Origin of the sequence: Kitasatospora sp. NPDC097643 (assembly GCF_040302625.1) — a bacterium.
Lineage (GTDB): Bacteria > Actinomycetota > Actinomycetes > Streptomycetales > Streptomycetaceae > Kitasatospora.
This window is the reverse complement of the sequence record NZ_JBEOSA010000013.1, coordinates 23,838-38,028: the sequence shown is the minus strand read 5'-3', so window position 1 is coordinate 38,028 and position 14,191 is coordinate 23,838. Positions and strand designations below refer to the sequence as shown.

At 74.7% G+C, this 14,191-nt stretch carries 11 protein-coding genes; 6 read left to right on the top strand and 5 right to left on the bottom strand.

Annotated elements, in window-relative coordinates:
- Positions 1 to 9 precede the first annotated feature (9 nt).
- Together ABTY15_RS11585 and ABTY15_RS11580 are read right to left on the bottom strand one after the other, a co-directional pair.
- On the bottom strand, positions 10 to 546 hold the full coding sequence (locus tag ABTY15_RS11585) for a hypothetical protein (RefSeq protein WP_350580231.1): 537 nt from the start codon (positions 544 to 546) through the stop codon (positions 10 to 12).
- Positions 547 to 685: 139 nt separating this feature from the next.
- Positions 686 to 2,068 carry an MFS transporter gene (locus ABTY15_RS11580; protein WP_502893483.1) on the bottom strand — a complete coding sequence of 461 codons (1,383 nt, stop codon included), beginning with the start codon at positions 2,066 to 2,068 and terminating at the stop codon, positions 686 to 688.
- 609 nt (positions 2,069 to 2,677) lie between these two features.
- Here ABTY15_RS11580 and ABTY15_RS11575 point away from each other — a divergent pair.
- Positions 2,678 to 3,559: a DUF3027 domain-containing protein gene (locus ABTY15_RS11575; RefSeq protein WP_350580551.1), complete on the top strand. Its 882-nt coding sequence runs from the start codon at positions 2,678 to 2,680 to the stop codon at positions 3,557 to 3,559.
- Between the two features lie 198 nt (positions 3,560 to 3,757).
- Positions 3,758 to 7,066 carry a sacsin N-terminal ATP-binding-like domain-containing protein gene (locus tag ABTY15_RS11570; protein WP_350580227.1) on the top strand — a complete coding sequence of 1,103 codons (3,309 nt, stop codon included), beginning with the start codon at positions 3,758 to 3,760 and terminating at the stop codon, positions 7,064 to 7,066.
- A gap of 70 nt (positions 7,067 to 7,136) precedes the next feature.
- Here the strand turns inward: ABTY15_RS11570 and ABTY15_RS11565 are convergent, their stop codons facing one another.
- Both ABTY15_RS11565 and ABTY15_RS11560 read right to left on the bottom strand, forming a co-directional pair.
- Positions 7,137 to 9,584: an HAD-IC family P-type ATPase gene (locus tag ABTY15_RS11565; RefSeq protein WP_350580224.1), complete on the bottom strand. Its 2,448-nt coding sequence runs from the start codon at positions 9,582 to 9,584 to the stop codon at positions 7,137 to 7,139.
- 52 nt (positions 9,585 to 9,636) lie between these two features.
- Positions 9,637 to 9,957 carry a DUF2530 domain-containing protein gene (locus tag ABTY15_RS11560; protein ID WP_350580218.1) on the bottom strand — a complete coding sequence of 107 codons (321 nt, stop codon included), beginning with the start codon at positions 9,955 to 9,957 and terminating at the stop codon, positions 9,637 to 9,639.
- A gap of 153 nt (positions 9,958 to 10,110) precedes the next feature.
- Here ABTY15_RS11560 and ABTY15_RS11555 point away from each other — a divergent pair, with 153 nt between their 5' ends.
- From ABTY15_RS11555 to ABTY15_RS11540, 4 genes are all read left to right on the top strand, one after another.
- Positions 10,111 to 11,571 (top strand): NCS2 family permease, encoded by a 1,461-nt coding sequence (locus ABTY15_RS11555; protein WP_350580214.1) that lies wholly within the window; start codon positions 10,111 to 10,113, stop codon positions 11,569 to 11,571.
- Between the two features lie 135 nt (positions 11,572 to 11,706).
- Positions 11,707 to 12,201, top strand: a complete 495-nt coding sequence (locus ABTY15_RS11550; protein ID WP_350580212.1) for a hypothetical protein — start codon at positions 11,707 to 11,709, stop codon at positions 12,199 to 12,201.
- A 64-nt stretch (positions 12,202 to 12,265) separates the two neighbouring features.
- Positions 12,266 to 12,832 carry a hypothetical protein gene (locus ABTY15_RS11545; RefSeq protein WP_350580210.1) on the top strand — a complete coding sequence of 189 codons (567 nt, stop codon included), beginning with the start codon at positions 12,266 to 12,268 and terminating at the stop codon, positions 12,830 to 12,832.
- The gene (locus ABTY15_RS11540) at positions 12,819 to 13,985 is read left to right on the top strand and encodes an MAB_1171c family putative transporter (RefSeq protein WP_350580206.1); all 1,167 of its coding nucleotides are present in this window, start codon (positions 12,819 to 12,821) and stop codon (positions 13,983 to 13,985) included. Before ABTY15_RS11545 ends, ABTY15_RS11540 begins: the two co-directional genes overlap by 14 nt.
- Positions 13,986 to 13,989: 4 nt before the next feature.
- On the opposite strand, the gene ABTY15_RS11535 is transcribed toward ABTY15_RS11540, so the two are convergent.
- Positions 13,990 to 14,191: hypothetical protein (locus ABTY15_RS11535; RefSeq protein WP_350580204.1), on the bottom strand; the 202-nt coding region annotated here is incomplete at its 5' end.

The following is a 14,191-nucleotide window of genomic DNA, read 5'->3' as shown; positions in this document are numbered from 1 at the left end:
GCGGAACCGTCAGCTGTCCTGGGTGTTCAGCTGGAAGTACCAGACGGCGATCGGGTTGTCCGAGTTCTTGTCGCCCTCGACCACGGTGACCAGCGTCTTGCCGGAGCCGTTCAGCGCCTTGCCGGCCGACTGGCTGCCGGAGAAGGTGGTGCCCTTGGCGTAGTTCATCAGGCTGTAGCGGCCGCCCTGGCCGCCGGCCGAGGCGCCGCCGTTGGTGAAGGCCCACCAGCCCGTGTCGCCCACGTTCGGGGTCACGCCGACGCCGATCCGGTCGCTCACCACGACGTCCGAGGTCGGCAGGGTGCCGTCCTTGAGGGCCTGGGTGGCCTTGTCCTGGCACTCCTGCTGGAGGTCCTCGGTGATCGCGGAGCCGCCGTTGAAGCAGAGCGGGTCCGCCGCGATGGAGGAGTTGCCGACCGTCAGGGTGGCGCGGTGCGAGCTGTGCTCGGTCTGGTCGCTGGCGATGGCGACGGACGTGCCGACCGTGGCGGCGCCGACCACGACGACGGCGCCGAGGGCGGCGATGACACGGGAATTGAGGCTCATGCGTCAGAATCTACCGGGCTTCGCCGATCACGCTACGCGGGGGTCGGCCACCGCGTGTTGTGCCCCGCCCCCGTCCTGCCCCCGTCCTGCCCCCGTCCCGCCCCGTCCTGCCCGGCCGCTGGGCCGGACACCGCCGGGTTCAGGCCACCCGGGGCGCCGTCGGGCGCCCCCGCAGGCCCACCCGGAAGAGCGTGCGGACCGTCCACAGCAGCACCACCCCGAGCACCGCGGCGGCCACCGAGAGCCCCAGCACGCCGTTCAGCGGCAGCAGGATGCCCACCGCGCCACCGGCCACCCAGGACAGCTGCAACAGGGTCTCCGAACGGGCGAACGCCGAGGTCCGCACCGCCTCCGGGACGTCCCGCTGGATCAGCGCGTCCAGCGCCAGCTTGCCCAGCGAGGCCGCCACCCCGGACACCCCGGCCACCAGGACCACCGTCACCGCGCCGTACCAGAGCGCGGCCGCCGCGGTGGCACAGGTGGCCAGCAGCAGCATCGCGGTGACCGTCGCCTCCGGGCCCCGGGTGCGCAGCCAGGAGCCCAGCACCGAACCCAGCGCGTTGCCCGTCCCCGCCGCCAGCGCCACCAGGCCCAGCGCCAGCGTCGGCCGCAGCCCGCCGATCGGCTCCTCCCGGAGCAGGAACGCCAGGAACATCACCAGGAAGCCCACCAGCCAGCGCAGCGCCGACATCGCCCGCAGCGCCAGGATCACCGACGGGCCGACCGTGCGCAGCGAGGCCTTCGGCGCCTTCGCACCCGGCGGGGGAGCCGACTCGCCGTGCACCTCGGCGTGCAGCACCGCCCGCTGCTCGCCCTTCGCCGAGTCCACCTCGTGCGGCAGGTGGAAGGCCATCAGGGTGCCGATCACGAACACCAGGAACGCCCCGCGCAACGGCCAGCCCGGCCCGATCAGGTGCAGCAGCCCGCCCACCGCGGCGGCCACCCCGGTGGCCAGCAGCCCGGCCAGGGTGACCCGGGAGTTCGCCTTCACCAGCGACATCCGGCTCGGCAGCAGCCGCGGCACCACGACGCTGCGCACCACCCCGTACGCCTTGGACGCCACCAGCACGCCCAGCGCCTCCGGGTACAGCGCGATGCCGCCGCCCGCGATCACCCCGGCCATCGTCCAGGCCAGCACCGCCCGGGCCAGCATCGACATCGCGATGGCCGCCCGGCGGCCGTGCGGCAGCCGGTCCAGCAGCGGGCCGATCACCGGGGCCAGCACGGCGAACGGGGCCATCGTGATCAGCAGGTAGAGCGCCACCCGGCCGCGGGCCTCGCCGGTGGGGACGGAGAAGAAGATGGTGGAGGCCAGCGCGATGGTGATCAGCATGTCGCCGAAGGAGTTCAGCGCGTGCAGCTCGATCAGCTTGGCCAGGCCGGACTCGCCCGCGCCCTCGGCGGAGGTGGCCTTGCGGATCCGGCGGCCGGTGCCGTGCACCACCCGGCCGGTGCGGACGCCCGCGGCGGAGGCGGTGCGGACCAGGAAGTGGCGGTGCGGCCCGGCGGCCTCCTCCTCCAGGTCCTCGTCGAGGGCGGTGAGGTGTCGGCTGTGGACGGCCTCCTCGACGGCCGTGGCGGCGATTCCGGCACCGGAGCGCAGGTCCGTCGGGACGGTCGTCGCGGCATCGGTCGTGGCCCCGGCCGCGAGGTCCGTCGGGACGTCCGTCTTGACCAGGCTCACGGCGAGGGCGGGCGCCTCGGGATCGTCCACCGGCTGCGGTTCGCCCGCAGCGAGGACCGGAGGCTGCTGTCGCGGCACGGCGTTCGCCTCGTCGGGGCTGCCGGCCTGCGAGGCGCGCAGTGCGTGCTGCGACGGGTTCTCGTCCGCCACAAGCCCATCCTGCCCCAGATTCGCCACGGTGACGCGGGATTCCGCTTCGCTCGGCGCGGCCTCCGGGAGGGCCGTCGCGGCCCCGGACTGTGCCGGGGAGCCGACCGACGGGTAGCCTGCCCAGGGTCCGCCCGCCGGGCGCCGGGGCGCCGGCAGGCCCGGACGAGCGGCGCGGCCGGTACCCGCGGCGGCCCCCGGTCGCGCAGAATGGACGAGGGACTACCGAGCCGCGACGAACAGGCAACACGCCGTGGGCGACAGAAGAACTGGGAGAGAATCGACGCCGTGAGTGCTGCGATGCGAAGCCGTACCCCCGATCGGCTCTGTGCCGAGGCCGTCGAACTCGCCCGCCAGGCAGCCGAGGAGGCTGTCGGAGCGGAGGCCGTCGGGGCACACCTCGGCGCCCAGGCGGATGCCGACCGCGTCGTCACCCACACCTTCGAGTGCCTGGACGCCGCCTACCGCGGCTGGCACTGGGCGGTGACCGTTGCCCGCGCCCCGCGCGCCAAGAACGTCACCCTGGACGAGGTCGTGCTGCTGCCCGGCCCCGACGCCGTCCTCGCCCCCGAGTGGGTGCCGTGGAGCGAGCGGCTGCGCCCCGGCGACATGGGCCCCGGCGACCTGCTGCCCACCGACGCCGACGACCTTCGCCTGGAGCCGGGCTGGAGCGGCGAGGACGAGCCCGCGCCGAACTCCGTGGTGGCCCTCGCCGCCGAGGAGGACGTGGTCGTCACCGACCCGCACGTCCAGCCCGCCCCGGCCCGCGCCCAGATCGGCGCCGTCGCCGAGGAGCTCGGCATGGGCCGCAGCCGGGTGCTCTCCCGGCTCGGTCTGCACCTGGCCGCCGACCGCTGGGAGAAGTCGCACGGCCCGCAGACCCCGATGGCGCAGGCCGCTCCGGCGAACTGCAACACCTGCGGCTTCCTGATCCCGATCGGCGGCTCGCTCGGGCAGGCCTTCGGCGTGTGCGGCAACGAGTTCGGCCCGGCCGACGGCCAGATCGTCTCCTTCGCGTACGGCTGCGGCGGGCACTCCGAGGCGGCCGTGATCCCGGCCCCGCCGGCGCCGTCCGAGCTGATCCTGGACGAGCTGGTGGTCGAGCCGCTCCAGCTCCACCCGGACCGCGCCTCCGGCTCGGTCGAGCCCGACGCCCCGGCCGAGGAGCTCGGCCACTCCTGACCCGCACCGCCCCGCGGCCCGCGCCACCGAACCGGTGGGGCGGGCCGCGGCGTTCGGGGCACGGCCGTGATCCGCCCAGGTCGGCCCCGGTGCGCCGACCCGACCGGAGCCGCGGACCCGCCCCGGTCGGAAGCGGGGCCCGGGGCAAGGAAGAATGCCCCCGTACGAAGTACAGGGCGGCGGAAGGCGGCAGGTCCAGTGGAACCTCGGATCATCGGCAGCGGCACGGACGAGCACCTCGCGGACCCCTTCGGGAGTGCCGCGTTGCGCCGGCGGGTGCTGGACGCCTGGGCCGCCTCGCCGGCCCGGTTCCGGGAGGACGCCAACGCCGAGGAGGAGCTGGCGCTCGGCGGTTACCGTGACCGGTTGGTGGTCGAGTTGGCGCAGAACGCGGCCGACGCGGCGGTTCGGGCCGGACACGGCCCCGGCCGGCTGCGGCTGACCCTCGCCGACGGCGTGCTCGCCGCCGCCAACACCGGTGCCCCGCTGGACGCCGCCGCGGTGGAGTCGCTGTCCACCCTGCGCGCCTCCTCCAAGCGCGGCGAGGAGCAGCCCACCGTCGGCCGGTTCGGCGTCGGCTTCGCCGCCGTCCTCGCGGTCACCGACGAACCGGCCGTGCTCGGTGCCGCCGGCGGGGTGCGCTGGTCGCTCGGCGAGGCCCGGTCGCTGGCCGAGGCACAGCCCGCGCTGGCCGAGGAGCTGCGCCGCCGGGACGGCCACGTGCCGCTGCTGCGGCTGCCCTTCGCGGCCGAGGGCCCGGCGCCGGCCGGCTACGACACGGTGGTGGTGCTGCCGCTGCGGGACGCCGCCGCCGAGGACCTGACCCGCCGCCTGCTCACCGGCATCGACGACGCGCTGCTGCTCACCCTCCCCGGCCTCGCCGAGGTCGTCGTGGAGACCCCGGAGGGCACCCGGACGCTGACCCGCACCGCCGCCGAGCCGCGCCCGGACGGCGTCACGGAGGTCACCGTCACCGACGACGCGGGCGGGCGGCTGCGCCAGACCGTCTGGCAGACCGCCGGCGCCTCCGGCCGGCTGGACGCCGCGCTGCTCGCCGACCGCCCCACGGAGGAGCGCGCCCGGCCGTACTGGACGGTGACCTGGGCCGTCCCGGTCGCCGAGGACGGCACCCCGCAGCGGCCCGGCATCGAGCCGGTGCTGCACGCGCCCACCCCGAGCGACGAGCCGATCGGCCTGCCCGCGCTGTTGATCGCCGGCTACCCGCTGGACTCCACCCGACGGCACGTCGCCCCCGGCCCGCTCGCCGACTTCCTCACCGAGCGCGCCGCCGACAGCTACGCCGACCTGCTGCGCGCCCGCGGCGCCGACCTCGGCTCGCTCGGCCTGGTGCCCGGGCCGCTCGGCCAGGGCGCGCTGGACAACGCGCTGCGGGCGGCGATCCTGTCCCGGCTGCCCGGCACGCCGTTCCTGCCGCACCCGGCGCCGGTCGAGGAGGGCACGCCCGCGCTGCGGCCCCGGGACGCGACCCTGCTGGAGGGCGCGGACGGCTCGGTGGTCGAGGCGCTGGCGCCGATCTTCCCCGGGCTGCTGCCGGCCGGTCTGGAACGCCGCTCCGAGCTGCGGGTGCTGAACGTGCGCCGGGTGCCGCTGGCCGAGGTGGTGGACCAGCTCGGCGGCCTCGACCGCGAGCCCGCCTGGTGGCGCAACCTGTACGCGGCGCTCGGCGCGGCCGACCCGGAGGCGCTGGGCGCGCTGCCCGTCCCGCTGGCCGACGGCCGGACGGTGACCGGGCCGCGCCGCGTCCTGCTGCCCTCCGACGACGCCGACTGGGCGGCCTTCCCCGGGTACCCGGAGTCGCTGGCGGACGCGCTGGCCGCGCTCGACCTGCGGCTGGCGCACCCGGAGGCGGCCCACCCGCTGCTGGCCAAGCTCGGCGCGGGCACCGCCACCCCGGCCGGGGTGCTGGACACCCCCGAGGTGCGGGCCGCCGTCGCCCGCTCCCACCAGCTGGCCGAGGAGGACCTCGACGCCGCGCTGGAGCTCGCCGACGCCGTCCTGTCCCTGGTCAAGGCCGCCGCCCCGGCCGCCGGGGAGCACCCCTGGTTGGCCCGGCTGGCGCTGCTCGACGACGAGGGCGAGCCCGCCCGGGCAGGTGAACTGGTGCTTCCCGGTAGCCCGTTCGCGGCGCTCGCCCGCGAGGAGGACGCCGGCTGGGTGGACGACGAGCTGCTGGAGCGCTGGGGCCCCGAGGTGCTGACCGCCGTCGGCGTGCTGGCCGACTTCGTGCTGGTCCGGGCCGAGGACGTGGTGCTGGACCCGGACGACCTGGAGCGGCTCGACCCGACCGCCCCCGCCGACCGCGCCGCCGGCGGCCACCCCACCGGGCTGATCGACGAGGCGCCCGACGGCCTGGCCGACTGGGCCGAGGACGCCCTGGAGGCGCTGCACGCGGACGACGCCGACGAGGTCGCGGGCGTCCCGCCGGTGGCCGCCGAGCTGCTGGCCGTCCGCGACCTCGACCTGGTCGACGACGACGCCTGGCCGCAGGCGCTGGCGGCACTCGCCCGCCCGCCGTACCGGGACGCCGTGGTCAATCCCGTCCGCACCCTGCTGCCGGACGGCTCGTACGCCGACCTGCCGCCGTACACCGCCTGGTGGCTGCGCGACCACCCGGTGCTGGACGGCCGGGAGCCCGCCGGGCTGCGGGCCGCCGGGGCGGACCCGCTGCTGCGCGGCCTCTACGACGAGGCGCGGACCACGCTGGACGAGCAGTTCCTGCACGCCCTCGGGGTGCGCACCACGCTGGCCGCGCTGCTCGCCGAACCGCACGGCCCGGACGAGGTGCTGGACCGGCTCGCCGACCCGGTCTCCGAGGTGAGCCACCGCCAACTGCACGGCATCCACAGCGCGCTGGCCCGGATCGAGGTCGAGCGGATCGAACCGCTGGACGTGGTGCGCGCGTTGCCGCCGCTGGACCCGGACACCGGGCGCCGCCCGGACCGCACGGTGATCGTGGACGCCACCGAGGCGGTCGTCGCGGACGCCCCGGACCTGGTCCAGCTCCTGCACCCGTACCCGCTGCTGCCGGTCGCCCCGGCGCTGGCCGCGGACCTCGCCGAGCGGCTGCACGTCTCGCTGGCCAGTGAGGTGGCCGGCGGTCGGGTGCTCTCCGAGGGCACGCTGCACCGGGTCCCGGCGGTGGTGCGGGAACTGCTGCCCGGCTGCCCGGTCGCCTACGAGGAGCACGAGGAGCTGCTGGTGGTCGGCCCGGACGGCAACGAGGCCGCCGTGGACTGGCGTTGGGACACCGGGGCGGACACCCCCGAGGTGCCGTACGACCCGGACGCGGCCGAGGCCGCCGACGAGGACGACGAGTTCGAGGTGCCGCCGGTGTCCGGTCTGCTGCACGCCGCCACCCCGGAGGGCCTGGCGGCGGGCCTGGCCTGGTCGGTCGGGCAGTGGCACCGCCGCTTCGAGGTGCTGGCCGCGCTCAGCGAGCCGGACCGGGCCTACGAGCTGTCCGCCGCCCGGGACTTCGAGGGCTGAGCACTCGGCGGGCGCGGGGCCGGTCGAGCGATCGGCCGGCCCCGCGCCGTCGCTTGAGCCGGAGGTAGCGCTACTCGTACCCGTGGCGCTTCATGAAGCGCCAGGCGATCTCCAGCAGGACGTCGCAGATCACCGCGATGCCGACGCCGATCCACGGGTCGCGGGTGCCGGCCAGCGAGAGCTCGAAGAAGTCGGACAGCGGTGGCACGGTCAGGACCAGCGCGAAGGCGCCGCCCATGGTGCCGATCAGCAGCAGGCGCCACCAGTTGTACGGCCGGGCGACGATGGCCAGCACCCAGATGGCGATCAGGAACAGCGTCAGGGTGGCCACGCTGGTGTCGGCCTTGAGGTCGGTGGAGTGGTTGGCGCGGGCCAGCGCGTAGGCGACGAAGGTGCCGGTGCCGGCGATGACGCCGCCGGGGACGGCGAGCCGCAGGACCCGCTTCACGAAGCCGGTGCGGGCCCGTTCGTTGTTGGGCGCCAGCGCCAGGAAGAAGGCCGGCACGCCGATGGTGAGCGTGGAGAGCACGGTGGAGTGCCGGGGCAGGAACGGGTACGGCGAGTGGGTGATGATCACCAGCAGGGCGAGCAGCACCGAGTAGACCGTCTTCACCAGGAACAGCCCGGCGACCCGCTCGATGTTGCCGATCACCCGGCGGCCCTCGGCGACCACCGACGGCAGGGTGGCGAAGGAGTCGTTCAGCAGCACGATCTGGGCGACCGCCTTGGTCGCGTCGCTGCCGGTGCCCATCGCGACGCCGATGTCGGCGTCCTTGAGCGCGAGCACGTCGTTGACGCCGTCGCCGGTCATCGCCACGGTGTGGCCGCGCGACTGGAGCGCGCCGACCAGCTGGCGCTTCTGCTGCGGGGTGACCCGGCCGAAGACGGTGGTGCGCTCGGCGGCGTCGGCGAGGGCGTCCGGCTCGGCGGGCAGGGTGCGGGCGTCCAGCGGGTGTTCGGCGCCGGGCAGGCCGAGGTGCCCGGCGACCGCGCCGACCGAGACCGCCGCGTCGCCGGAGATCACCTTGGCCTGGACCTGCTGCCCCGCGAAGTAGCGCAGGGTGTCGGCGGCGTCCTCGCGCAGCCGCTGCTGGAGCACCACCAGGGCGAGCGGGGTGAGCCCGGCGGCCGGGTCGGGGGAGTCCAGCGGGACGGGCGTGCGGCCCAGCAGCAGCACCCGAAGGCCCTTGGCGCCCAGCTCGTCCACCTCGGCGAGTGCCGGGTGGCCGGCGGGCAGCAGCACGTCGGGGGCGCCGAGCAGCCAGGAGGCCTCGCCGCCCTGCGGCTCCAGCAGCTGCACGCCGCTCCACTTGCGGGCGGAGGAGAACGGCATGGCCTCGATCACCCGCCAGCCGTCGCCGCCGCCGTCGCCCTTGCCGTACGCGTCGATGACGGCCTGCATGGAGGGGTTGGGGCGGGCGTCGGCGCCGGCCATCACGCCGAGCGCGTGCTTGATCGTCGCCGGGTCGTGCGTACCGGGGGCGCCGTTGGAGATCACCCGCAGGTCGACGACGTCCATGCCGCCCTCGGTGAGGGTGCCGGTCTTGTCCAGGCAGACGGTGTCGACCCGGGCCAGCCCCTCGATCGCCGGCAGCTCCTGGACCAGGCACTGCTTGCGGCCGAGCCGGACCACGCCGATCGCGAAGGCGACCGAGGTCAGCAGCACCAGCCCCTCGGGGACCATCGGCACGATGCCGGCCACCATCCGGCGCACCGCCTCGCGCCAGTCCCGGCCCTCGACCGCCAGCTGGCTGATGATCAGCCCGATCGCGGTGGGGATCAACAGGTAGGTGATGAACCGCAGGATGCTGTCGATGCCGCTGCGCAGCTCCGACTTCACCAGGGTGAACCGGCTGGCCTCCTCGGCCAGTTGCGCCGCGTACGCCTCGCGGCCGACCTTGGTCGCGGTGAACGCGCCCGCGCCGGCCACCACGAAGCTGCCGGACATCACCTGCTCGCCGGGCTGCTTGAGGACGGGGTCGGGCTCGCCGGTGAGCAGCGACTCGTCGATCTCCAGGCCGTCCGCCTCGGTGACCTCGCCGTCGACGATCACCTTGTCACCGATGCCGAGCAGCACGGTGTCGTCCAGCACGATCTCGGCGACGGCGATCTGCTGGACGGCGCCGTCCCGGCGGACCTGTGGGCGGGCCTCGCCGATCAGGGCCAGACTGTCCAGGGTCTTCTTGGCACGCAGCTCCTGGATGATGCCGATCGCCGTGTTGGCGACGATGACCAGACCGAACAGACCGTCCTGGATCGGGCCGACGACCAGGATGATCCCGAACATCACGCCGATGATCGCGTTGAAGCGGGTGAAGACGTTGGCCCGGACGATCTCCTTGGCGGAGCGGCTGGACCGCACCGGGACGTCGTTGACCTGTCCGCGGGTGACGCGCTCGGCCACCTCGGCGGCGGTCAGTCCGCCCCGCCGGCCGGGCAGCAGCCCGAGGGGGTGCGCACCGTCCGGGCCGTTGCCGTCGCCGGGCTGTTCTTCCGCGGGGTGGGCAGGCTGCGTCATGGCACCGACTCTACGGGTGCCTCATGTCCGGTGCGTGCTGCTGACGGACTGTTCAGTCCGACCGGGTGGCCGGGTCCTGACCGTCTCCGTCCGGCTGGTGCGCGGCGGCCTGCGCGGCCGCCGCGGCCTCGGTGGCGCGGCCGCGGGCGATGGCGTCCCGGCGGGCCCGGCAGTACCAGAGGCCGATCAGGCCGAGCAGGCCGCCGGCCAGGCAGATCCACGGCCAGGTGCCGTGGCCGTGGTCGGAGAGGGTGCTCTGGAACGGGAGCAGGGCCAGGAAAGCGACGAACCACAGCACCGTGCCGCCGCCGACGATGGCGACGTCGTTGGCCTCCAGCGGAGGCGGGGAGGGGTGCAGCGGGGTCTTGGGCATGGGGCCTAGCGTACGGTGCGCGGGGGGTCCGGCGGATTCTACGCGCGAAGATAGCGTGTGTGCGATCGGGAAACCATACTTTGGGTTTCCCGTCCGGCCACTGTCGCCCCGGGCGGTCACCCCCCTCCTCCGCCCCCACCAGAGGACGCACGCATGCCTGTGGCCCAGACGGCGACCGAGTCGCCCCAGCCCGCCGACACCGCGCCGAAGCCCCCCGCCGGCGCCCTCGACCGCTTCTTCCGGATCAGCGAGCGGGGCTCCACCCTGTCGCGTGAGATCCGCGGCGGTGTGGCCACCTTCTTCACGATGGCCTACATCCTGGTGCTCAACCCGATCATCCTGGCGAGCGCCACGGACCTGAACGGCACCCACCTGGACAGCGCCCAGCTGGTCACCGCCACCGCCCTCACCGCGGGGCTCACCACCCTGCTGATGGGCGTGATCGGCAACGTCCCGATCGGCCTCGCCGCCGGCCTCGGCGTCAACACCATCGTCGCGCTCCAGCTCGCGCCCAAGATGACCTGGCCGGACGCCATGGGCATGGTCGTGCTGGCCGGTTTCGCGATCATGCTGCTGGTCGCCACCGGCCTGCGCGAGCGGGTCATGAACGCCGTCCCGCTCGGCCTGCGCAAGGCCATCGCGATCGGCATCGGCCTGTTCATCGCCCTGGTCGGCCTGGTCGACTCCGGCTTCGTCAGCCGCATCCCGGACGCCGCCCACACCACCGTGCCGGTGCAGCTCGGCGGCAGCGGCCACCTGCTCGGCTGGCCGGTGCTGGTCTTCGTGGCCGGCCTGCTGCTCACCCTGGTGCTGGTCATCCGCAAGGTGCCCGGCGCGATCCTGATCGGCATCGCGGCCAGCACCGCGCTGGCCGTGGTGATCGACAAGGTCGCCGACATCCCGGCGCTCAACTGGGGCCTCACCGTCCCCGCGTGGCCCGGCAACCCGGTCGCCGCCCCGGACTTCGGCCTGGTCGGCAAGGTCAGCCTGTTCGGCGGCTTCGAGAAGGTCGGCCTGCTCACCGGCGCGCTGTTCGTCTTCACCGTGCTGATGTCCTGCTTCTTCGACGCGATGGGCACCATCCTCGGCGTCGCCGACGAGGCCCACCTGCTCGACGAGAAGGGCGACCTGCCCGGCATCAACCGGATCCTGATGGTGGACGGCATCGCCACCGCGGCCGGCGGCGCGACCTCCTCCTCCGCCAACACCTGCTTCGTCGAGTCCACCGCGGGCGTCGGCGAGGGCGCCCGCACCGGCTTCGCCTCGATCGTCACCGGCCTGCTCTTCGTGGTGGCGCTCTTCCTCACCCCGCTCGCCACCATGGTCCCCGCCCAGGCCGCCACCCCGGCCCTGGTCACCGTCGGCTTCCTGATCCTGGCGAACTCGGTCAAGGAGATCGACTGGGCCGACCACACCATCGCGATCCCGGCCTTCCTGACCATCGTGATGATGCCCTTCACCTACAGCATCACCAACGGCATCGGCTTCGGCTTCATCGTCTTCTGCGTGCTGCGGCTGGCCGCCGGCCGCGGCCGCAGCGTCCCGCTGCCGCTGTACGCGGTGGCGGCGGTGTTCGCCTTCTACTACCTGATGCCGGCCCTCGGCCTGCTCTGACCGCGACCGCCCGTACGCCGACGGCCCCGCACCCGACACCCGGGTGCGGGGCCGTCGCCGTACGGGCGGTGCGGGTACCGGCCGTTCGGGAATACTGTGGGTCACCGGCGGGCGGGCGAAAGGGCGTAGGGGCGGATGAGCGAGCGGGACGGGACCGGGGCCGAAGCCGAGCGGCAGCCTGATCCGGAGGCGGGGCGGCTGGGGCAGCGGCTGGAGTTCCTGTTCGGCTACGTGCAGCCGCTCGGCCGGCGCTACACCCTGAACGAGGTGGTGGACGGGATCCGCGCGGCCGCGAGACCCGGCGACCCGACGCTCTCGACCGGGCGGCTGTGGGCGCTGGTCAAGGGCCGCGCCGGCAACCCGACGGTCGGCACGCTGCGCGCGCTGGGCGACTTCTTCGGCGTGCCGCAGGCGTACTTCATCGACGACGAGGTGGCGGACCGGGTCGCGGCCCAGCTCGCGCTGATCGCGGCGATGCGGGCCAACGACGTCCGGTCGGTGGCGTTGCGGGCCGCGGCCGTGGCGACCATGTCGACCCACGGCGTGGACACCGTGCGGTCGTTGGTCGAGCGCAGCGGGCTGGCCGAGCGCGAGGGAACGCCGGACCAGGGGGCCCAGGCGTTCGAATAGACTCCGCGAGCGGCGTGCGGCGGGGGCCGTGCGGCGGGGGAGCTGTGCGAACGCGGGGGCGCGGATGGACCAACGGGAGTGGCGCAGGTTCAGGGCGCGCTGCGACAAGCTGATCGGACAGTTGGACGTCCCGAGGCCGTTCACGATCGAGAACCTGGCCGACGCGGTGGCCCGCCGGCGCGGACGGCCGTTACGGCTGATCCCGCTGTCCGACGGGGACACCCGTGGCTCGGGGGTCTGCGGAGTGTGGATCGCCTTCGCCGACGTCGACCACGTCCACTACGCGGTCGGGACGAGCCCCGCCCACCAGGCGCACATCGTCCTGCACGAGCTGGCCCACATCCTGCTCGACCACCACCAGAGCGACGAGCTCGACCGCGAGGGGCTGCTGCGGCTCTTCCCCGACCTGGATCCGGCGATGGCCGCCCGGCTGCTGGCCCGGGGCCGCACCCGGGCGACGACCGACCAGGAGCAGGAGACCGAACTGCTCGCCTCGCTGATGTGGCAGCACTTCGACACCACCCCGGCCGCGCTGCCCCGGGCGTCGCGCGCCTCCGCCGACGCGCTCAGCCTCGTGATGGGGACCTTCGCCGACGCCTACGAGTGGGAGCGCCCCGATGCGACCGGTTGACCTGGTGCTGCTGCCGGCCGTCTGGCTGCCCACCCTGTGGAGCCTGCGCAAACTGCGCTCGGCAGCCCGGCGGACCCGGCTGCTGTGGGGCGTGTGGGCCAGCTGGGCGGTCTCGATGACGATCGGGGTGCCGGCGGTCCGGCGGGTGATCGACGCCGCGCTCGGGGTCGCCAGCGGCACCAACCTGCTGGTGCACCTGTCCGGGCTGGTGGCGTCGGCGCTCATCCTGGAGTTCGTCCGGGAGATGACCGCGTCCTCCCGGGGCCGGGCGTCCCGGCTGAACCTGGCCGGACTGGCGGCCACGGCCGTCACGCTCACGGCGACCTTCGCCGTGATGCCCCGGCCGGACGGCGAGGTGGACCTGCTGACGTACAGCCAGGCTTCGACGGTGGGCTACCTGTACTGGACGGTGCTCACCGGCTACACCGCGATCGGGCTGACCGCCTCGGCGGTGCTGTGCTGGATCCACGGGCGGCACGCCTCGCCAGGGCCGGTGCGCACCTCGCTCTGGCTGATGCGGGCCTCCTCGCTGTTCGGCATGACCTACCTCGGGCACCGCTTCTACTTCCTGACGACCCGCTACCTGCGCTGGACGAACGCCGAGCCCTCGGCGGTGGCCGGGACGACCCAGGTCCTGCTGGCCGCCACCATGCTGCTGTTCACCCTCTCGGTGGTCTGGCCGGCCCTGGCGGAGCGGCGACAGAAGAACGCGGCCGAGCGGCACGCCCGGCGGATCGGCCCGCTCTGGCGGCTGCTCCAGACGGCGACGCCGGAAGTCGTCCTGCCGCTGCCCGATGAGCTGCGGCGGAACAACCCCCGGCTGAGGCTGTACCGGCAGGTGATCGAGATCCGGGACAGCGTGCTCGCGTTGGACGGGCACCTCTCCGCGGCCCACGCGGCCGCCGCCGAGGAGCAACTGCGCGCCGCCGGGCTGTCCGGCGACCGGCTCGCGGCGTCCGTCGAGGCGGCCCTGCTGCGCTACGCGGTGACGGCCGAACTGGCGGGCGGCGCGCCCGAGTTCGGCGGCCTGATCCGGCTGCGCGGGGACGGCCTGGACCTGGACGCCGAGATCGCCTGGTTCACCCGGGTCGCCGCGCAGGCCGACGCGGCGGCCGTGGTGGCCGCCGCGGATCGGCTGCGGGCGGTGCGGTAGCGGGCTACCTGGGCTGGCCCCAGTCGAGGACGGTGTTGCTGCCGTCGTCGTTGCGGAGGTGGAACTGGGCGGTGGAGGGGCGCCAGATGCCGACGTTGCCGGCGGGGGCGCCGTTGCCGCCGTCGAAGTTGGCGGAGACGGGGAGGTCGCCTGCTTCGCCCCAGTTGAGGATGGTGAGGGAGCCGTCGTCCATGCGGAGGTGGAAC